General features: G+C 72.1%; 18 protein-coding genes, 1 tRNA gene and 1 pseudogene. 5 read left to right on the forward strand and 15 right to left on the reverse strand.

The features are described from left to right. Positions 1-30 precede the first annotated feature (30 nt). From ruvA to pgsA, 9 genes are all read right to left on the reverse strand, one after another. Entirely contained in the window at positions 31-642 is a 612-nt protein-coding gene (ruvA, locus tag ACFWVC_RS03920) for a Holliday junction branch migration protein RuvA (protein WP_384276262.1), read from the reverse strand. Further along, positions 639-1,175 carry a crossover junction endodeoxyribonuclease RuvC gene (gene ruvC / locus ACFWVC_RS03925; protein WP_384276267.1) on the reverse strand — a complete coding sequence of 179 codons (537 nt, stop codon included), beginning with the start codon at positions 1,173-1,175 and terminating at the stop codon, positions 639-641. The genes ruvA and ruvC overlap by 4 nt, the downstream gene beginning before the upstream one ends. A gap of 131 nt (positions 1,176-1,306) precedes the next feature. Next, on the reverse strand, positions 1,307-2,059 hold the full coding sequence (locus tag ACFWVC_RS03930; RefSeq protein ID WP_384276273.1) for a YebC/PmpR family DNA-binding transcriptional regulator: 753 nt from the start codon (positions 2,057-2,059) through the stop codon (positions 1,307-1,309). A 61-nt stretch (positions 2,060-2,120) separates the two neighbouring features. Beyond that, positions 2,121-2,738: a pyridoxal 5'-phosphate synthase glutaminase subunit PdxT gene (gene pdxT / locus ACFWVC_RS03935; protein WP_384276278.1), complete on the reverse strand. Its 618-nt coding sequence runs from the start codon at positions 2,736-2,738 to the stop codon at positions 2,121-2,123. Between the two features lie 75 nt (positions 2,739-2,813). After that, positions 2,814-3,728, reverse strand: coding sequence for a pyridoxal 5'-phosphate synthase lyase subunit PdxS (gene pdxS / locus ACFWVC_RS03940; RefSeq protein WP_384276283.1), 915 nt, complete (start codon positions 3,726-3,728; stop codon positions 2,814-2,816). A gap of 100 nt (positions 3,729-3,828) precedes the next feature. Next, positions 3,829-4,386, reverse strand: a complete 558-nt coding sequence (locus tag ACFWVC_RS03945) for a hypothetical protein (protein ID WP_384276289.1) — start codon at positions 4,384-4,386, stop codon at positions 3,829-3,831. 58 nt (positions 4,387-4,444) lie between these two features. Further along, positions 4,445-5,632 carry a glycosyltransferase family 4 protein gene (locus tag ACFWVC_RS03950; protein ID WP_384276296.1) on the reverse strand — a complete coding sequence of 396 codons (1,188 nt, stop codon included), beginning with the start codon at positions 5,630-5,632 and terminating at the stop codon, positions 4,445-4,447. Then, complete coding sequence (locus tag ACFWVC_RS03955; RefSeq protein WP_384276303.1) at positions 5,629-6,648, reverse strand: phosphatidylinositol mannoside acyltransferase; 1,020 nt, start codon at positions 6,646-6,648, stop codon at positions 5,629-5,631. The genes ACFWVC_RS03950 and ACFWVC_RS03955 overlap by 4 nt, the downstream gene beginning before the upstream one ends. Continuing rightward, complete coding sequence (gene pgsA / locus ACFWVC_RS03960; protein WP_384276310.1) at positions 6,645-7,304, reverse strand: phosphatidylinositol phosphate synthase; 660 nt, start codon at positions 7,302-7,304, stop codon at positions 6,645-6,647. Before pgsA ends, ACFWVC_RS03955 begins: the two co-directional genes overlap by 4 nt. 247 nt (positions 7,305-7,551) lie before the next feature. On the opposite strand from pgsA, the gene ACFWVC_RS03965 reads away from it, so the two are divergent. After that, entirely contained in the window at positions 7,552-9,765 is a 2,214-nt protein-coding gene (locus tag ACFWVC_RS03965) for an elongation factor G-like protein EF-G2 (protein WP_384276318.1), read from the forward strand. Between the two features lie 178 nt (positions 9,766-9,943). After that, entirely contained in the window at positions 9,944-11,587 is a 1,644-nt protein-coding gene (locus ACFWVC_RS03970) for a hypothetical protein (RefSeq protein ID WP_384276323.1), read from the forward strand. A gap of 36 nt (positions 11,588-11,623) precedes the next feature. Here the strand turns inward: ACFWVC_RS03970 and ACFWVC_RS03975 are convergent, their stop codons facing one another. Beyond that, positions 11,624-12,184, reverse strand: coding sequence for an HIT family protein (locus ACFWVC_RS03975; RefSeq protein WP_384276330.1), 561 nt, complete (start codon positions 12,182-12,184; stop codon positions 11,624-11,626). 66 nt (positions 12,185-12,250) lie between these two features. Between ACFWVC_RS03975 and ACFWVC_RS03980 the strand changes: the two genes are divergently transcribed. Further along, a complete protein-coding gene (locus ACFWVC_RS03980) occupies positions 12,251-12,928 on the forward strand; it encodes a potassium channel family protein (RefSeq protein WP_384276336.1) in 678 nt (225 codons plus the stop codon). A gap of 43 nt (positions 12,929-12,971) precedes the next feature. Here the strand turns inward: ACFWVC_RS03980 and thrS are convergent, their stop codons facing one another. From thrS to ACFWVC_RS03995, 3 genes are all read right to left on the reverse strand, one after another. After that, positions 12,972-14,954, reverse strand: coding sequence for a threonine--tRNA ligase (thrS, locus tag ACFWVC_RS03985; protein ID WP_384276344.1), 1,983 nt, complete (start codon positions 14,952-14,954; stop codon positions 12,972-12,974). A gap of 111 nt (positions 14,955-15,065) precedes the next feature. Next, positions 15,066-16,256: a hypothetical protein gene (locus tag ACFWVC_RS03990; protein WP_384276350.1), complete on the reverse strand. Its 1,191-nt coding sequence runs from the start codon at positions 16,254-16,256 to the stop codon at positions 15,066-15,068. After that, on the reverse strand, positions 16,256-16,822 hold the full coding sequence (locus tag ACFWVC_RS03995) for a DUF4365 domain-containing protein (protein ID WP_384276357.1): 567 nt from the start codon (positions 16,820-16,822) through the stop codon (positions 16,256-16,258). The genes ACFWVC_RS03990 and ACFWVC_RS03995 overlap by 1 nt, the downstream gene beginning before the upstream one ends. A gap of 167 nt (positions 16,823-16,989) precedes the next feature. Between ACFWVC_RS03995 and ACFWVC_RS04000 the strand changes: the two genes are divergently transcribed. After that, a complete protein-coding gene (locus ACFWVC_RS04000) occupies positions 16,990-17,733 on the forward strand; it encodes an exonuclease domain-containing protein (RefSeq protein ID WP_384276364.1) in 744 nt (247 codons plus the stop codon). Between the two features lie 67 nt (positions 17,734-17,800). Here ACFWVC_RS04000 and ACFWVC_RS04005 read toward each other — a convergent pair. Together ACFWVC_RS04005 and ACFWVC_RS04010 are read right to left on the reverse strand one after the other, a co-directional pair. Beyond that, positions 17,801-17,872, reverse strand: a tRNA-Val gene (locus tag ACFWVC_RS04005). Between the two features lie 39 nt (positions 17,873-17,911). Further along, positions 17,912-18,388 (reverse strand): SRPBCC family protein, encoded by a 477-nt coding sequence (locus ACFWVC_RS04010; RefSeq protein WP_384276367.1) that lies wholly within the window; start codon positions 18,386-18,388, stop codon positions 17,912-17,914. Between the two features lie 82 nt (positions 18,389-18,470). Between ACFWVC_RS04010 and ACFWVC_RS04015 the strand changes: the two are divergent. Continuing rightward, positions 18,471-19,701: pseudogene (locus tag ACFWVC_RS04015) on the forward strand (hypothetical protein); the annotation flags it as partial.

The following is a 19,701-nucleotide window of genomic DNA, read 5'->3' on the forward strand; positions in this document are numbered from 1 at the left end:
TCAGCGGACTGCGGTCAGCGGGCGGGAGGGTCAGCGGGTCCGGTTCAGGGTCTGCAGGGCGGCCCGCAGCAGTGCGCCGACGTGCGGCTCGGCACTCGCCTCGGCCTGGGGGGCGACGGCGGCGACGGCCTCCTCGGCCTCGCGGGGCTGGTAGCCGAGGCCGATCAGCGCGGTGTGCAGCTGCTCGCGCCATGAGGCGGGCCCGGCGGCCGCGGCGGGACGGGCGGCCAGGGTGCCCACGGGAGCGCCGAGGCGGTCCTTGAGCTCCAGCAGCAGTCGCTGGGCGCCCTTCTTCCCGATGCCGGGCACCAGGGTGAGCGCCTTCTCGTCGCCCGTGGCGACGGCGGCGCGCAGGGCGTCGGGGGTGTGCACGGCCAGCATCGCCTGGGCCAGCCTGGGACCGACGCCGCTGGCGGTCTGCAGCAGTTCGAAGACCTGGCGTTCGTCGTCGTCGGCGAAGCCGTAGAGCGTGAGGGAGTCCTCGCGGACGACGAGGGAGGTGGCCAGCCGGGCCGGCTCGCCCAGCCGGAGCGCGGCCAGGGTGCCCGGGGCGCAGTGCACGGCCATGCCGATCCCGCCGACCTCGATCACCGCGGTGTCGGGGGCGAGGGCCGCCACGGGCCCGCTGACGAAGGCGATCATGAGGTGCGCTCCTGGATTCGTGCTCGGGCGGCCGCGTGCGCCTGCTGGAGGCGGTTGGTCGCGGTGCCGCGCCAGATGTGACAGATGGCCAGCGCCAGCGCGTCGGCGGCGTCCGCGGGCTTGGGCGGGGCGTCCAGCCGCAGCAGCCGGGTGACCATGGCGCCCACCTGGGCCTTGTCGGCCCTGCCGCTGCCGGTGACGGCGGCCTTGACCTCGCTCGGGGTGTGCAGGTGCACCGGCAGGCCGCGGCGCGAGGCGCACAGGATGGCGACCGCGCTCGCCTGCGCCGTGCCCATCACGGTGCGGACGTTGTGCTGGCTGAACACCCGTTCCACGGCGACGGCTTGGGGCCGGTACTCGTCCAGCCAGGCCTCGATGCCGCGTTCGACGAGGACGAGGCGCTCGCCGATGTCCGCGTCCGCGGAGGTGCGGACCACTCCGACTCCGGCCATCCGCAGCGGTGTTCCGGGGGCGCCGTCGACCACTCCGATGCCGCACCGGGTCAGTCCCGGGTCCACGCCGAGCACACGCATCGCGCCCCTCCCTCCTTCGGTCAGCTGTTCAGCCGTTCCTGGAGGTTATCGGGTGGCACCGACAACGACGGCGGCCCGGTGGGGGTGTGTCCCCACCGGGCCGCCGCGCGGGCCGTGCGCGCCGGAGCGGCTCAGGCGTCGACCTTCTCCATGATCTCGTCGGAGACGTCGAAGTTGGCGAAGACGTTCTGCACGTCGTCGCTGTCCTCGAGCGCGTCGATGAGCTTGAAGATCTTGCGGGCGCCCTCCTCGTCCAGCTCCACCTGCATGGTGGGGACGAAGTTGGCCTCCGCGGAGTCGTAGTCGATGCCCGCCTCCTGCAGCGCGGAGCGGACCGCGACGAGGTCGGTGGCCTCGCTCAGCACCTCGAAGGACTCCCCGAGGTCGTTGACCTCCTCGGCGCCCGCCTCCAGGACCGCGCCGAGCACGTCGTCCTCGCTGAGCTCGGCCTTGGGGACCATCACGACGCCCTTGCGGTGGAACAGGTAGGACACCGAGCCCGGGTCGGCCATGGAGCCGCCGTTGCGGGTCATGGCGACGCGCACGTCGGAGGCGGCACGGTTGCGGTTGTCGGTGAGGCACTCGATGAGCACCGCGACACCGTTCGGGCCGTAGCCTTCGTACATGATCGTCTCGTAGTCGGCACCGCCCGCCTCGAGACCGGCACCGCGCTTGACCGCGCTGTCGATGTTCTTGTTGGGCACCGAGCTCTTCTTCGCCTTCTGGATGGCGTCGTAGAGGGTCGGGTTGCCGGAGATGTCAGCACCGCCGGCGCGCGCCGCGACTTCGATGTTCTTGATCAGCTTCGCGAAGAGCTTGCCGCGCTTGGCGTCAATCACGGCCTTCTTGTGCTTCGTCGTAGCCCATTTAGAGTGGCCGGACATCAGCCTGTCTCCTTCACGTCACCGATTGCTTCACGAACACTGCGATCCTACCGGGATCGTGTCACGCGGCGGCGCGCACCATGTCGACGAAGTACCGGTGCACCCTGTGGTCCCCGGTCAGTTCGGGATGGAACGAGGTGGCCAGCAGGTTGCCCTGGCGCACGGCGACGACGGTGCCGTCGTCGAGCCGGGCCAGCGTGGCGACCCCGCTGCCGGTCGACTCGACCCAGGGGGCGCGGATGAAGACGCCTTCCACCGGGCCGCCGTCGACTCCCTCGACCTCGACCGCGGTCTCGAAGGACTCGTTCTGCCGCCCGAAGGCGTTGCGGCGCACGGTCATGTCGATCCCGCCGAAGCTCTCCTGGTCGTCCCGGCCGTCGAGGATCTTGTCGGCGAGCATGATCATGCCGGCGCAGGTGCCGTAGACGGGCAGGCCCTCGCGGATGCGGTCGCGCAGCGGCTGCATCATGCCGAAGAGCACGGCCAGCTTGGACATGGTGGTCGACTCGCCGCCGGGAATCACCAGGGCGTCGATCTCGGCGAGTTCCTCGGGCCGCCGCACCGGGCGGGCGAGGGCGTCGGCCTCCGCGAGCGCGACAAGGTGCTCGCGGACGTCGCCCTGGAGGGCGAGGACGCCGACGGTGGGGGTCCTGCTGGAGAGGTGTGACAGGGGTGACACGGAGGGACCTTCCGGACGTCTGGGTCGGGCACGGCGGACGGGCAGGCCGTCACCGGCCCGCCCGTCGCGGGGCGCTCACCAGCCGCGGTTGGCGTAACGCTCGGTCTCGGGCAGGGTGTCGCAGTTGATGCCGACCATGGCCTCGCCCAGGTTGCGGGAGACGTCCGCGATGATCTTCGGGTCGTCGTAGAAGGTGGTGGCCTTCACGATGGCCGCGGCGCGCTTGGCCGGGTCGCCGGACTTGAAGATGCCGGAGCCGACGAAGACGCCCTCGGCGCCGAGCTGGCGCATCAGCGCGGCGTCGGCCGGGGTGGCCACACCGCCGGCGGAGAACAGCACGACCGGCAGCTTGCCGAGCTCGGCGACCTCCTTGACGAGCTCATAGGGGGCGCGCAGCTCCTTGGCGGCGGCGTACAGCTCGTGGTTGTCGAAGCCGCGCAGGCGGGCGATCTCGTTCTTGATCTGGCGCAGGTGACGGACGGCCTCGACGACGTTGCCGGTGCCGGCCTCGCCCTTGGAGCGGATCATGGCCGCGCCCTCGGCGATGCGGCGCAGGGCCTCGCCCAGGTTGGTGGCGCCGCAGACGAAGGGGGTGGTGAACGACCACTTGTCGGAGTGGTTGACCTCGTCGGCCGGGGTGAGGACCTCGGACTCGTCGATGTAGTCGACGCCGAGGGACTGCAGAACCTGCGCCTCGACGAAGTGGCCGATGCGGGACTTGGCCATGACCGGGATCGAGACGGCCTCGATGATGCCCTCGATCATGTCCGGGTCGGACATGCGCGCCACGCCGCCGTCCTTGCGGATGTCGGCCGGGACCCGCTCCAGGGCCATGACGGCCACCGCGCCGGCGTCCTCGGCGATCTTCGCCTGCTCCGGGGTGACGACATCCATGATCACGCCGCCCTTGAGCTGCTCGGCCATGCCGCGCTTGACGCGCGCGGTGCCGGTCTCAGGGGACTGGGGGGTGTTGGGAAGCGTGCTGGACACGGTGACCTCACTCGGCGACGGAACTTCTGGGGGGAGCGGCAATTGCCCTGTATCCCATGGTGGACCGCGCGAAGTGGACCGGAAAAGGGCCAATCGCGCCTCAGTGGCCTGCCGCGCCGTCCGCGGTGAGGACGGCCGGAGGCTCGTCGTCCATCTCGAACGTGGCAGGCCGCGGGGCGTGCCCCGCCAGCCGGAACCAGCGCACCTTGCGGTGCGCGCGCAGCGCCCGGGCGGCGCGCACCGCGTCGTTGTGGAAGCGGCGGGCCATCGGCACGCGGCGCACCGCCTGGGTGAGCTCACGCGCGGCGTCGTCGCCGCCAGGGGCCTGCCGTACGGCGTCGACCGCGTCGCCCTCGGAGAACACCGCGCGCAGCGCCTGGCTCAGCTCGCTCTCGGCCACCTCGCGCTGGTCGTCCTCCGCCTGCCGGGCCGAGTGCGCGGCCTCGTAGAGCACGATGCTGGCCGCCGGGTCCAGTACGCCCGCCGTCGCGAGCTCCTGGGCCACCGAGGCCCTGCGCAGCAGCTGTGCGTCCAGCGCGGCGCGGGCGGCGTCGATGCGCGCGTGCAGCCGGTCCAGCCGGCCCGCGGTCCAGCTCAGATAGAGGCCGATGGCGACGACCGCCACGGCCACCCAGATGATGGTGGTCACGGGCGGCAAGGCTACCGGTGCGCCGGGGGCGGCCCGCCAGGCGGCGGACCGTCACACCGGCGCCGGCTCAGTCGCGGGCGAAGCCGAACCGGGCGCGCAGCCCGACGCGTTCGTCGGCGGCCACCGCCGCGGCACCCGCGGTGACCGTCTCGTAGACCGCCAGGATGTCCGAGGCCACCCTGGACCAGTCGAAGCGCCGCACGTGCCGGGAGCCCAGCTCGCGCAGCTCCGCGCGGCGCCCGGGGTCGCCGAGCAGCCGCACCGCCGCCTCCGCGAGTGCCTGCGGGTCCTCGTTGGGGAACACCTCGCCGGCCGCTCCCTGGTCGAGCACCTGACGGAAGGCGTCCAGGTCGCTGGCGAGCACCGGGGCGCCCGCCGACATCGCCTCGACCAGGATGATCCCGAAGCTCTCGCCGCCGGTGTTCGGCGCGATGTACAGGTCGACGCTGCGCAGCAGCCGTGCCTTGTCCTCGTCGCTGACCATGCCGAGGAACTCCACGCTCGAGCGCATGTCCGCGGGCAGGTCCTCCACGGCCTCCGCCTCGTCGCCGCGCCCGGCCACCAGCAGCCGGGTCCCGGGGCGCTCCGCGAGGATCCGGGGAAGCGCCTTCATGAGCACGGGCAGCCCCTTGCGGGGCTCGTCGATGCGCCCGATGAAGCCGATCGTCTGCCCCCTGGCTTCGCCGGGGGGACCCCCACCCTGCCACTCGGACTTGGGCTCGGCCTCGGCGAAGAAGCGCACATCGACGCCATTGGGGATGACCACGGCGTCCCCGCCCAGGTGCTCGACCAGGGTGCGCCGCGCGTACTCGCTGACCGCGATGCGGGCGCTGATCTTCTCCAGGGCGGCCTGCAGGATCGGATACGCGGCGATCATCGCCCGCGAGCGCGGGTTCGAGGTGTGGAAGGTGGCGACGATCGGCCCCTGCGCCGCCCAGCAGGTGAGCAGCCCCAGGGAGGGCGAGGAGGGCTCGTGGACGTGGATGACGTCGAAGGCGCCCTCGTGCAGCCAGCGCCGTACCCGGGCGGCCGACAGGAAGCCGAAGTTGAGACGGGCCACCGAGCCGTTGTACGGGACGGGGACGGCCCGGCCGGAGGAGACGACGTACGGCGGCAGCGGGGTGTCGTCGTCCGCGGGGGCCAGGACGGAGACCTCGTGGCCGAGTGTGATCAGGTGTTCGGCGAGGTCGCGGATGTGGAACTGGACGCCTCCGGGGACGTCCCAGGAGTACGGGCTGACGATCCCGATCCTCAAGGTTTCTCCGTTCCGGAGCGGTCGGAGGCGGTGCCGGACACCGGAGGGGACGCCGCGACGGGCCCGCCGGGTTGCCCGGCTCCCGCCGTCGCCCCCTCCGAGGAGGCGGCGGTGCCCGCCGCGTCCGGACGGGGTTCGAGATCGTCCAGCCACAGCCGCTGGAGCATGTGCCAGTCCTCGGGGTGCTCGGCGATCCCGGCGGCGAAGACGTCGGCGAGCCGCTGCGTCATGACGGCGGTCCTCTCGGCGCGCGTGCCGCTCTCCGGGACCTCCACGGCCGCGTGGACGCGGCCCTGCAGGGTCCGGGACTCGTCGTACCAGAGGGTCACCGGCAGCAGCAGCGCGCCGGTCTGCACGGCGAGCAGGGCCGGCCCGGCCGGCATGCGGGCACTCGCGCCGAAGAACTCCACCGGGACGCCGGAGGCGGACAGGTCGCGGTCGGCGACCAAGCAGACCAGCCCGCCGTCGCGCAGCCGACGCGCCAGGGTGCCGAAGGCGGCGCCGCCGGTGTGCGGCAGCACCTCCATGCCCAGGCTCTCGCGGTAGGCGACGAAACGGTCGTACAGCGTCTCGGGCTTGAGCCGCTCGGCGACGGTGGTGAAGGGCACGCCGAGCTTGGTGGTGACCCAGGCGCCGGCGAGGTCCCAGTTGGCCATGTGCGGCAGGGCGAGGACGACGCCGCGGCCGGAGGCCAGACCCTCCTCCAGGTGGTGCAGGTCCCGCGGGGCGAAGCCCTCGCGGACGCGATCGGCGCTCCACGCGGGCAGCCGGAAGGATTCCATCCAGTAGCGCAGGTAGGAGCGCATACCGGCCTTGGACAGCTCGCGCAGGCGGGCCTCGTCGGCGTCCGGCACGACGCGCGCCAGGTTGCCCTCCAGCCGGAGGACGCCCTTGCCGCGCCGGCTCCAGGCGAAGTCGGCCACCGTGCGCCCCAGGCGGTTCGCCAGCGGCTCGGGGAGCCGCTTGACCGCGCCCCAGCCCAGTCCGTACAGCGCGTCGGTCAGCCGGTCTTTCACACCGCCCCGCTTCCTTCGCGTGCCGCCGCGTCGGCCTCGAAGGCCTCCCGGCGCACGGTGATCACCCGCTGCACCAGCGTGACCAGACTGCCGACGGCCACGATCCACAGCGCGATCGGCAGCAGCCACTGGATGCCCGGCACCCCGAACTTGTGCAGTCCTGCGAAGCCGCAGGCCACCAGCGAGATCACCAGGCGCTCGGCGCGCTCGACGAGTCCGTTGACGGCGACCGGCAGGCCGATGCTCTCGCCGCGCGCCTTGGTGTACGACACCACCTGGCCGCTGGCGAGGCAGAAGATCGTCACGGCGCACAGCACGAGGTCGTTCCCGCCCCCGGCGTACCACAGCGCGAGGCCGCCGAAGATGGCCGCGTCGGCGACCCGGTCGAGCGTGGAGTCGAGGAACGCGCCCCACCGGCTGGAGACGCCGGCCTGGCGGGCCATGTTGCCGTCGACCAGGTCGGAGAAGACGAAGAGCGTGATCACGACCGTGCCCCAGAAGAACTCGCCCCTGGGGTAGAAGACCAGCGCTCCCGCGACCACGCCTCCGGTGCCGATCAGCGTGACCGTGTCCGGGCTGACGCCCAGGCGCAGCAGAAACGCGGCGAACGGTGTGAGAACACGCGTGAAGAATGCACGCGCGTACTTGTTCAGCATGGCCTTCCCGGAGGTCGGTGGTGCCCGGCGCGGCTCCGGCGGCCGCCCCGGCTGGCCCATCGTAGCCAGGTGGGGTCAGGCGGATGCGCCGGGCTCCCGCCCCACCGGCACACGTACGACGTATGGACGCACCGTGACGCTCGTGGGAAGGTCGAATTACCGCGGGCGCCGTCGAGGCCGCCCTGGTCGGGTGGTCTCCCGTGGCGCGCGCAGTCCCAATGCCGTGACGGACCGGGAGGCGAGGCACATGGGTGACAGGAGAGATGCAGGCCCAGGAGCCGCCGGAAGGGCATCGGCGGCCGACCGGCCCGCCGACGTACGCAACGTGGTGCTGGTCGGCCACAGTGGCTCCGGGAAGACGACACTGGTCGAGGCACTGGCCCTGGCCACGGGATCGGTGAACCGCGCCGGGCACGTCGCCGACGGCGGCACGGTCTCCGACCACGACGAGATCGAGCACCGCCAGCAGCGCTCGGTGCAGTTGTCGCTCGTCCCGGTCGAATGGGACGGAATCAAGATCAATCTGCTCGACACCCCCGGCTATGCCGACTTCGTGGGTGAGCTCAGGGCCGGTCTGCGCGCTGCGGACGCGGCCCTGTTCGTCGTCTCGGCCGCCGACGGCGTGGACGGCGCGACCCGCATGGTCTGGGACGAGTGCGCGGCGGTCGGCATGCCGCGCGCGGTGGTCATCACCCATTTGGAGTCGGCACGCGCCTCCTTCGAGGAGATGACCGAGACCTGCCGCCAGGTCTTCGGCGGCGACTCCCCCGAGTCCGTGCTGCCGCTGTACCTGCCGCTGCACGGCCCGGAGAGTCCCGGCGGCGACGGGCACCGGCCCGTGACGGGTCTGATCGGGCTGCTCGCGCAGCGGATCTACGACTACTGCTCGGGCGACCGCGAGGAGGGCACCCCCGCGCCCGACGACGTCCCGGTGATCGACGAGGCCCGCGGCCGGCTGATCGAGGGGATCATCGCGGAGAGCGAGGACGAGACCCTCATGGACCGCTACCTCGGCGGCGAGGAGCTGGACCTGAAGACCCTGGTCCAGGACCTCGAACGGGCCGTCGCCCGCGGCTCGTTCCACCCGGTGCTCGCCGCCGCCCCCGCGGCGGAGGGCTGCACGCAGGGCATCGGCACCGTGGAACTGCTCGAACTGATCACGGGCGGCTTCCCGACGCCGCCGGAACGCGAGGTCCCGCGGGTCAGCACCCCGCAGGGCGCGCCGCACGACCAGCTGACCTGCGACCCGGACGGGCCGCTGGCCGCAGAGGTGGTCAAGACCTACTCCGACCCCTACGTGGGGCGGATCAGCTTGGTGCGGGTCTTCTCCGGGACCCTGCGCCCCGACGAGACCGTCCATGTCTCCGGGCACGGGCTGGAGGACCGCGGCCACGAGGACCACGACGTCGACGAGCGGATCGGCGCGCTGTCCTCGCCGTTCGGCAAGCAGCAGCGGCCGGTGCCGCACTGCGTCGCGGGCGACCTGGCGTGCGTGGCGAAGCTGTCCCGGGCGGAGACCGGTGACACGCTCTCGTCCAAGGACGACCCGCTGCTGATGGAGCCGTGGCTGATGCCCGACCCCCTGCTTCCGGTCGCCATCCAGGCGCACAGCAAGGCCGACGAGGACAAGCTGTCGGTCGGCCTGTCCCGGCTCGTCGCCGAGGACCCGACGATGCGGCTGGAGCAGAACCCGGACACCAACCAGGTCGTCCTGTGGTGTCTGGGCGAGGCCCATGTCGACGTCGCGCTGGAGCGGCTGCGCACCCGCTACGGGGTCCAGGTGGACTCGATCCCGCACAAGGTGGCCCTGCGCGAGACCTTCGGCGAGAAGGCGACGGCGCGCGGGCGGCACGTCAAACAGTCCGGCGGGCACGGCCAGTACGCGATCTGCGACATCGAGGTCGAGCCGCTGCCGGTCGGTTCGGGCATCGAGTTCGTCGACAAGGTCGTCGGCGGCGCGGTGCCAAGGCAGTTCATCCCCTCGGTGGAGAAGGGCGTGCGGGCGCAGGCCGCACGGGGCGTGGCGCTGGGCTTCCCGGTGGAGGACGTCCGGATCACGCTCGTCGACGGCAAGGCGCACTCGGTGGACTCCTCCGACGCCGCCTTCCAGACCGCGGGCGCGCTCGCGCTGCGCGAGGCGGCCTCGCACTGCCGCATCCACCTGCTGGAGCCGGTGAGCGAGGTCCAGGTGATGGTGCCCGACGAGTACGTCGGGGCGGTCATGAGCGACCTGTCCGGCCGCCGGGGCCGGGTGCTCGGCACCGAACCCGTCGGCCAGGGCCGCACCCTCGTGCGGGCCGAGGTACCGGAGATCGAGATCGGTCGCTACGCGGTCGATCTGCGTTCGCTCTCGCACGGAATGGGTCGGTACGGGCGCACTCATGCCCGGCACGAACCGATGCCTCCGCAGCTGGCCGCCAAGCTGAGAGAGCAGCACGCCCAGGAGGTTGGCGCCAAGTAGCGCCCGAGCGGCACAAGTCGGCGGCCCGGCGGAACGATCAAGTTCCGTCGGGCCCATGACGCATGTCACACCCCCCGTATACGCTGTGTGGGCAGCGCGGGAGGAATGCCGGGGCTGTGGCCGGGGAATGTGCCGGACGGGCTTTCGCCTGCGCGGACGGCACGAGGAGGGGGCGCTAGTGAGCAACAGTTACGACTTCCTGAGCCCGGGCGCACAGATCCCGTTGAGCGGTGCCGACGGCCAGACCGCGGCCACCCAGGCACTGGCCTCGGCCGCCTACCGGGACAGCAAGCTGGACGCGCTGTCCGAGGCGGATGCCGGCATGACCGTCGTCACGCCTCCCAAACTCTCCCTGCTGCAGGCCAATTTGGGCGAGGCCTTCGCCCGCGCCGTGCAGAACCGGATGCTCGGCGCCGCGCGCAACGAACTGGTGCAGTCCTTCGGCGCCGAGCCGCAGACCGTCGTCGAGCACTGCCTGGCCGCCAACCGCATCCGGCAGGAGCGGGACAACCGGCTCACCGGCATCATGGTCGTCTTCGGGCTGCTCTTCCTGCCGGGCGTGCTGCTCTGGCTGGGCGCGTTCCAACTGCGCAGCACCGTGCGGAAGGCAGAGGGTTCGCGCGCCGGACTGCTGGGCTCCGTCGTGCTGCTGGTGGTCGGCCTCTTCGCGGTCCTCTTCGTCCTCAAACCGCCGCTGACCGGCTTCTGGTCGCAGTATCTGCGCGTCATGATGATCGCGCCGGTGCTCGGCTGGTTCTGGGCGAAGCGGATCTGCGAGCGGACCGCCAAGGACCTCCGGGACCGCTGGGCCGGGCTGGTCTCCGGCAGCGGCGTGGGTGCCAAGATCCCCGAGGCGGTGCCCCGCACCCCCAACGAGACCCGGGCCGAGAAGCTCCGCCAGAGCCTGGCGAAGCTCTCCGCCGAGCAGCAGAGCAACGTGGTCTTCTACGCCGGCCCCAAGGGCATACTCGGCATGGGCACCCGCTGGGGCGACTGGCAGCTGGCCGAGGAGCTGACCCCGCGGGAAGGCCTCAGCGAGATCCACCCCTTCCGCAGCTGGGACGTCATCAAGGCGGTCCACGGCCGGCTGCGCGAACTGGAGCGCGGCCCGCTGCACACGGGCGGCTTCCCCAAGCCCGTCATACGCCACTGGATCGTCTCGCCGATCGGCGAGGGCGCCAAGAAGGTCACCCGGCCCACCGGGTCGGACGTCGAGGGCTACACCGTCAGGGACTTCGAGATCCAGCGGATCTGCAACGAGCAGCAGTTCGGCAAGGGCAACCGCCACTACCTCGGGATCCAGTTCGTGCTGTGGGACGGCCAGTTGGTGATAACCCTGCTGGTCACCGTGACCGTGCTGGCCAGCACGCTGCGCGTCGAGGTCACCGGCCACGCCCTGGGGCCCGTGCACTCCCTGTTCACCTCGGCGCCCGACCCCAAGGAGAAGAAGGTCAGCCACCCGGTGAAGTTCTGGGAGACCAAGACCGTCGCCATGCCGCTGGTCGAGAGCGACGAGGTGGTGCGGCTCGCGGCCCGCGCGCCGCTGTCCCGCTTCCCCCAGGTGCTGGAGTACCTGGGCGGCAAGATCGTCCTTCCCGAGCCCTTCGGGCTGCGCCACACCTGGGCCTCGGCACCCTGGACACACCGCTTCATGGCCGACGACGCCCTGCGCGCCGCTACCCCGGTGCTGCGCGCGGTCCACTCCGCCGCCATCGAGGTCATGCGGGAGAACGGCGTGGACACCGAGAAGTTCGCCGCCCGCTCGATCATCCTGAGCACCACGGTGCAGGGCACCACCCCGTCCGAGGCCGACGTCTACTGACGCCTCACCGGCGGCGGAAGCACCAGGTCAGCCGGGTCAGCCGGTGGGCCAGGCGTCCGCGAGCATCTTGCGGGTGTCGGCGAGGAGCTGCGGCAGCACCTTGGTGTGCCCGACCACCGGCATGAAGTTGGTGTCGCCGCCCCAGCGCGGCACCACGTGCTGATGCAGGTGCGCGGCGATCCCGGCACCGGCCACGGTGCCCTGGTTCATGCCGATGTTGAAGCCGTGGGCGCCCGAGGCCGACCGCAGGGCGACCATGGCGCGCTTGGTGAAGTCCGCCAGCTCGGCGGTCTCCGCCAGGTCGAGCCCGGTGTAGTCGGCGACGTGGCGGTACGGGACCACCATCAGGTGGCCGCCGTTGTACGGGTAGAGGTTGAGGACCGCGTACACGGCGTCGCCACGGGCGATGACCAGCCCGTCCTCGTCGCTCATCTCCGGAATCGCGCAGAAGGGACAGCCGTCCCCGGCCCCGGGGCCGGTCGGCTTGTTCTCGCCCTGGATGTACGCCATACGGTGCGGCGTCCACAGGCGCTGGAACGCGTCCTGCGTCCCCACTCCGTTCTGCAGTTCCGGCTCACTCGTCATGCCTTGCAGCATATGGCGTCGGCCCCGCTCAGCGTGTCGCCGGGGGCGCTCCCGCGCGCAGCGCAGGATGCTGGCCCCATGCCCTTGCAAGACGAGCGGCGGCTGCTGGAATGGGAGCGCCGTGGGAGCGTGCCGCTCTCCCTGGCGTCCCTGGTGTTCCTCGTCACCTACGCCGTGCGGGTGCTGGCCCACGACCTGCCTCGCGGCGTGCGTGACCTGCTGCTTCTGATCACCTTCGTGACCTGGGCCTTCTTCGTCGCCGACTATCTGCTGCGGGTGACGGTGGCGCCGCACCGCTGGTCCTATGTGCGCCGCCGCTGGCTGGACCTGGTGGTCGTGATCATGCCCCTGCTGCGTCCCCTGCGCATCCTGCAGAACTACACCACCATCCAGAGCCGCCGGGAGCGCCCGCGGCTCACCCTGGAGGCCCGGGTGATGTCCTACGCCGGGCTCACCACGCTGCTGCTGGGCTTCGCGGCGAGCCTCCAGGTGTACGCGATCGAGCGGCAGGCCCCGGGCGCCTCGATCCGCACCTTTGGCGACGCGGTGTGGTGGGCCTGCTCCGCCGTGACCACGACCGGCTACGGCGACGTGGTGCCCGTCACCGCCAAGGGGCGGCTGATCGGGGCCGGCGTGATGTTCCTGGGCGTCGTCCTGATCGGGGCGGTCGTCGGCTCCTTCTCGTCCTGGCTGACCAAGAGCTTCCGCCGTCCCGAGGAGCGCCAGGACGGACGAAGGCCCCCGGGGGACGGATAGTCCTCCCCGGGGGCCCTGTCACGCCGAGCGGGCGAGCCGGCCGTCAGACCTGGACGCGGTCCTCGACGGCCTTGGCGATCTCGGCCAGGGCCTCGTCGCGCGGGATGCCGTTCTTCTGCGAGCCGTCGCGGTAGCGGAAGGAGACCGTACCCGCCGCCATGTCCTCGTCACCGACGATGACCATGAAGGGCACCTTGCTCTTCTGGGCGTTGCGGATCTTCTTCTGCATGCGGTCCGCCGAGCCGTCCACCTCGACCCGCAGGCCCTTCTTCTTCGCCTGCGCGGCGAAGTCCTCCAGGTACGACACGTGGGCGTCGCCGATCGGGATGCCGACCGCCTGCACGGGGGCCAGCCATGCCGGGAAGGCACCCGCGTAGTGCTCCAGCAGCACCGCGAAGAAGCGCTCGATGGACCCGAAGAGCGCACGGTGGATCATGACCGGCCGCTGCTTGGAGCCGTCGGCCGCCGTGTACTCCAGGTCGAAGCGCTCGGGCAGGTTGAAGTCCAGCTGGACGGTCGACATCTGCCAGGTGCGGCCGATGGCGTCCTTGGTCTGGACGGAGATCTTCGGGCCGTAGAAGGCGGCGCCGCCCGGGTCCGGCACGAGCGGGAGGCCCTGCTTCTCGGCCACCTGGCGCAGGACCTCGGTGGCCTCCTCCCAGGTCTCGTCCGAACCGACGTACTTCACCGGGTCCTTGGTGGACAGCTCCAGGTAGAAGTCGGTCAGGCCGTAGTCGCGCAGCAGGTTGAGGACGAAGGTGAGCGTCTTGTCGAGCTCGTCGGCCATCTGCTCGCGGGTGCAGTAGATGTGCGCGTCGTCCTGCGTGAAGCCGCGGGCGCGGGTGAGGCCGTGCACGACGCCCGACTTCTCGTACCGGTACACGGTGCCGAACTCGAAGAGCCGCAGCGGCAGTTCACGGTAGGACCGGCCGCGGGCATCGAAGATCAGGTTGTGCATCGGGCAGTTCATCGGCTTGAGGTAGTAGTCGACGCCCTCGTCCAGCTGCATGGGCGGGTACATGCCGTCGGCGTACCAGTCCAGGTGGCCCGAGGTCTCGAAGAGCTTCCCCTTGGTGGCGTGCGGGGTGTAGACGAACTCGTACCCCTCCTCCTCGTGCCGGCGGCGCGAGTAGTCCTCCATGACCCGGCGGATGACGCCGCCCCGGGGGTGGAACACCGCGAGGCCCGAACCGATCTGCTCCGGGACGGAGAACAGGTCGAGCTCGGCGCCGAGCTTGCGGTGGTCGCGCTTCTCGGCCTCGACGAGGAAGTCCAGGTACTCCTTCAGCTCGTCCCTGGACGGCCAGGCGGTGCCGTAGATGCGCTGAAGCTGCTTGTTCTTCTCGCTGCCGCGCCAGTAGGCGGCGGCCGAGCGCATCAGCTTGAACGCCGGGATGATCCGGGTGGTGGGCAGGTGGGGACCGCGGCAGAGGTCCTTCCAGCACAGCTCGCCGGTCTTGGCGTCCAGGTTGTCGTAGATCGTCAGCTCGCCGGCGCCGACCTCGGCGGAGGCTCCCTCGGCCGCGTCGGCGGCGGAGCCCTTGAGGCCGATCAGCTCGAGCTTGTACGGCTCGCCGGCCAGCTCCTCACGGGCGTCCTCGTCACTGACGGCGCGGCGGGAGAAGCGCTGACCCCGCTTGACGATCTCCTGCATCTTCTTCTCGATGCTCTTGAGGTCGTCGGGGTGGAAGGGCTTCTCGACGTCGAAGTCGTAGTAGAAGCCGTCCTTGATGGGCGGGCCGATGCCGAGCTTCGCCTCGGGGAAGAGCTCCTGCACCGCCTGCGCCATCACGTGCGCGGTGGAGTGGCGCAGGATGTTGAGGCCGTCCTCGCTGCCGATCTCCACCGCCTCGACCTCGTCGCCGTCGGCGATCTCGTACGCGAGGTCCTTCAGCTGCCCGGCGACGCGCGCGGCGACGACGGTGCGATCGCCGTCGAAGAGCTCGGCGGCCGTCGTGCCCGTGGTCACCACGCGCTCTTCCCGCTCATCGGAATCGCGTTTGATGGTCACACGGACGTCTGACACCGGTCTCTCCTGACGTATGTCCCACTGGGGCCCGGCAGCGGAAGCTGCACCGCTGAATCCTACCGAGCCCCGCGGGTCCGCCGCGAAGTGATCGCTTCCGGGGGGCGCGGGTCACCCGCCGAAGGAGTCCTCGAAGGTGTCGACCCCGCCGTGCAGCGCCTTCAGCAGCCGGTCGCGGTCGGCCTCGTCTACGTGGACCGGGGTCAGGGCGGTCGGGTGGGTCAGGTGCCGGAAGCCGGTACGGGTCTCCAGCCGGCCCGACAGGCGGATCGGCAGCCCCACCAGATGTGCCTGGGCGGCGATCCGGTAGGCGTCCTCCGCCAGGCGCACCCGGATGTGCCGGACGTCCGCGCCCGCCAGGACGCGCAGGCGTACCGTGCCGCTGCCGGAGGGGCGAGGGCGGCGCAGCCGGGTGACCGTGCCGGTGACGCGCACGTCCACCGACGGTTCCTCCCGCACGTAACGCTCACTGGCGGCCTCCAGGGCCGGGAGGTCGCCAGGGGAGAACTCGACCGGCTCGGGCACGGTCGCGAATCCGGCGGGTGGCCCGGCCCCCGGGGCCCAGGACAGCGCGACGACCACGCCCTCGGTGCCGCGTATCAAGCGGATCAGGGAGTCGGCCAGTTCGTGGCAGACGCCCAGGCCCACGGCGGCGTCGAAAGCCTCCATGCCTCCGGTGGTGCGCTGGTAGTCCACCGCGTCCCGGGCGGCCTGGAGCGCCCGCAGCAGGGTGGCGGTGACCGAGCGGCCCTCCGGGACCGGGGAGTAGGCGGTCAGTTGATGCCCGGCCGGGGAGGGCCCGACGAGCACCTGGTCCAGGTAGGCGGTGGCGTGGCCGGTGTGCCGCTGGCCGAAGTAGCCGTAGCGGTCCCGCTCGGCGCGGGCCGCTGCCATCAGCATGATCCGGGCGGCCGAACGCAGCTGCTCCGCCGCGGTCCAGCTCACGGCGGCCCCGTCGATCAACGGCACCGCACGCTGCCAGCGGATCTCGTCACCGGGCACGGCGAGCGCGGTCAGCACCTCGCGCGCCGAGGGCACGCCGCAGCGGGCGAGGGCGTCCAGCGCCTCGCCGAGCAGTTCCTCGTGGTCCGCGTAACGGGGGCCCTCACCCTGCCGGTCGGGCACCAGCAGGCTCATACGGGCGGAGGCCGCGGCTTCGCCGGGCGGCGTCCAGCGCGTGTAGCGGCCGGGTGTGCCGCCGCGCAACTGCCAGCCGTGGCGGGCCAGCAGGGCGGTGAGCACACCGGGGTCGACCCGCTCGGGGTCGGGCGGCACGAGTACATCGTCGGCCGGCCGGCTCATCAGGGCCTCCCTCCCGCCCCGACCCGTGTCATGATCTCGCACAGGGCGCGGTCGTCGAAGATCCGCGCGGTGGGTATCCGCACGGTGGTCTTGCGCTTACCGGTCACGGCGTGGCCGACGAGGTTCGTCCAGTAACAGCAGTGTCGCAGCTCCAGCCGGTCGTGGCTGGCCCGCAGCCACTCCTCCTGGGTGCGCGGCACGAGCATCACCACCAGGATCTTGTGCACCGAGACCGGGGACCGGGCCAGCTTCACCAGGTGCTCGTTCTCGAGCGTGAAGGCGAAGGTCGGCCCGGGCGGGCGTGGTGCCACCTGGTAGGTGCACTTGAGCTGCACCTTGATCGTGACCTCGTCGTCGATGTCGTGGCCACGTGAGCTGTGACTTATGTGCCAGTCGATCCCGTTGTCCGGAAAGGGCTGGGCGAGCGAACAACCCGCGGCCGCGGCGACCGCGTGCAGATATCCCACCTGCAGGGTTTCCATGCTGGTGGTGGTGGCGAGCCCGCCCCGCAGCGGTGCGACCCGCTCCGGCAGCAGCCCGCCCGGTATGGGCTGCTCGAGCGCCATCGCTCTCCGTGCCTCTCCGGGCCGCGGGACTCCTGGTGATTCCCCGTATCCTGTCCATCCCCATCGCCGTCAAGTCGCAAACGAGCCGGGTTCGGTGACATCCGGTCACGGGTACTCATGTCAGTGAGCGATCCGTCAATTCGTCACCTTTGTACGGGGGGTGCGCCATGCCGCACTGGTACGACGGCCCATTGGCCGCCTTCGACACCGAGACCACCGGCGTGGACGTCGAGCGGGACCGTGTGGTCTCCGCCGCGCTGGTGGTGCAGGACGCACCGCACGCGCCGCCGCGCACGACAGGCTGGCTGATCGACCCCGGCGTCCCGGTGCCGGAAGGCGCCCGCGCGGTGCACGGTCTGGACGACGCCTACTTGCAGGCCAACGGCCGCCGGCCGGGCCCGGTCATGGAGGAGATGGCCCGGGCGCTCGCCGACCAGGCCGCCCTGGGCGTGCCCTTGGTCGTGATGAACGCGCCCTTCGATCTCACCTTGCTGGACCGCGAGTTGCGGCGGCACCGCGGCACCGCCCTGGACGGCTACCTGGTGCGCGGGCCGCTGCGGGTACTCGATCCGCGGGTGCTCGACAAGTACGTCGACCGTTACCGCAAGGGCCGCCGTACGCTCACCGACCTGTGCGCGCACTACGGGGTGGCCCTGACCGACGCGCACGACGCCTCCGCGGACGCGCTCGCCGCGCTGGCCCTCGTGCGCGTCCTGGGACAGCGCTTCGCCGAACGCATAGGCACGATGCCGCCGGCCGAACTGCACGCCCGTCAGGCCCTGTGGCACGCCGGCCAGGCACGCGGGCTGCAGGCGTGGTTCGCCCGCAGCGGCACGGACGAGCGGGTCGACCCCGCCTGGCCGCTGCGCCCCTCGGCCCCGGTCATCGCGCCGGAGGAGCCCGCGGCGTAGGACGGAGCGACAACGGCGCCCGGAACGACGGAAGGCCGGTCCCTCAGGACCGGCCTTCCGTTGTGCGTGGGCGATACTGGGATCGAACCAGTGACCCCTTCGGTGTGAACGAAGTGCTCTCCCGCTGAGCTAATCGCCCGGGAACGTCCTGAACCATACAGGGCCCGGGGCACTGCGTTCAAACCACTTGGCCGCCGTCCGCCGCGTCGCGGTCCAGCCGCGCCGCCAGGCCGCGCCTGCCCCGCCGCATCATCAGCGCGTGGTTGGCCCGGAACAGCGGCCGGCACAGCACGGCGAGCCGCCGCATCAGCGGCTTGTTGACGATCACGTCCTCCTCGAACAGCAGGCGCGTGCCGCCGCCCGTCCCGTCCGCGCCGACCGTCCAGCGCACCCAGCCCTCCAGGTCGCCGCTCATCGCCGCCTCCAGGACCCGCGACGACGGGTCGCGCCGGGTCTGCCGCGCGGTGACCAGCAGGTCGTAGGGCAGGACCGAGCGGAAGCGCAGCACGCCCACGGTCTCGCCGGTCTGCCGCACCTCGCGGATCTGCGGCCACCAGGACGGGTACTCGTCCGGCCGCTCCAGGAGGCCGTAGACCGTCTCGGGCGGGGCGGGCAACTCCCACAGGGTGCGGAAACGGTAGCGGCTCCAGTCCATGGAGCCAGTGTGCGTACTCAGTGCGTATCTGAGTAGCCGCGCGCATGGCGGGGCGCCGGGGCCCGGCGCCACACTCCGACGCATGGACCCGACGCCCCCGCACGCCGACCGCTGTCCCGGCTGCGGCTGGTACCTGCCCGCACCCGTACCGCCGATGGCGCCGACGCCGGCCTGCCCCCGGTGCGGGACAACGCTGGTGGGACCGGCCGCCGACGAACTGCGCGACACCGACCGCGCGATCCTGCGCCTGGACGCCGAGCGCGGCCGGCTGCTCATGCGGCGCGCACAGCTGCTGGCGCAGCTGCGGACCGACTTCCCGGTGCCGCCGACTCCTTCCTGGGGCAAGCCGGTTGCGGCGCCCGACGCCTCGCCGCGGGCGGTGCAGAACCTGCTGCTCGCCCTGGGCGGGCTGCTCCTCTCGGTCGCCGCGACCGCCTTCACCGTCATCAGCTGGGGCCACCTCGGCATCGCCGGCCGCTCCGCGGTCCTGGCCCTCCTCACGGCGGCCGCCGCGGGCGTCCCGGCGCTGCTCCTGCGTCGCCGGCTGACGGCGACCGCGGAGGTCGTGGCGTGCCTCGCCCTCGTGCTGCTGCTCCTCGACGCCTACGCCTTGCGGCGGGTGGCCCTCCCCGAACCGGACGGCCTGCGCTACGCCGCGGTCGCCCTGGCCGTCATGAGCGCCGCCTGGGCCGGCTACGCCCGGCTGCTGCCGCGCCTCGTACTGCCCGGCCCCCTGGCGTTCGTGCTGGCCCAACTCCCCCTGTTCCTCTGGGCGTCCGCCACGCAGTCGGCCGAAGCGACGGCGGCGGCGCTGCTCGCGACGGCCGCGCTCGACACGATCGCCGCGCTGCGCGCCCGGCGGCCCGGCCCGCGCCTGACCGCCGCCGTGGCCGGAACCGCGCTCGGCCTGTGCGGGTTGCTCACCGCGGGCGTCCTGTCCGGCGCCGCGACCGGCACCGGGGCGGCCCTGCGGGCGAGCGGTCTGCTGCTCGGCGCCGCGGCGGTCGCGGGGACGGCCGCCCTGCGGCGCACGCCGGCCCCGCCCGTCGCGGGAATGCTCGCCGGGGTCGCCGCGGTGTCCGCGGTCGCGGCGGCCGGCGGGCTCGTACGCCTCCTGGTGGCGGACGACTGGACCGCCGTGGGGTACCTGCTGTGCGCGATGGCCGCCCTGGCCGCGGCGGCGGCGGTTCCCCTGCGCCGGGCGGTGGCCGCGGGCCTGGCGTCCGGCGCGGCGGCCGCCGGCGCGGTGACCGTGCTGTGGGCGCTGCCGCCGCTCACGGTCGCCCTGCTCACCCCCGGCGACTTCCACGGGC

It is taken from the genome of Streptomyces sp. NPDC058691 (assembly GCF_042714775.1).
Taxonomy (GTDB): Bacteria; Actinomycetota; Actinomycetes; order Streptomycetales; family Streptomycetaceae; genus Actinacidiphila.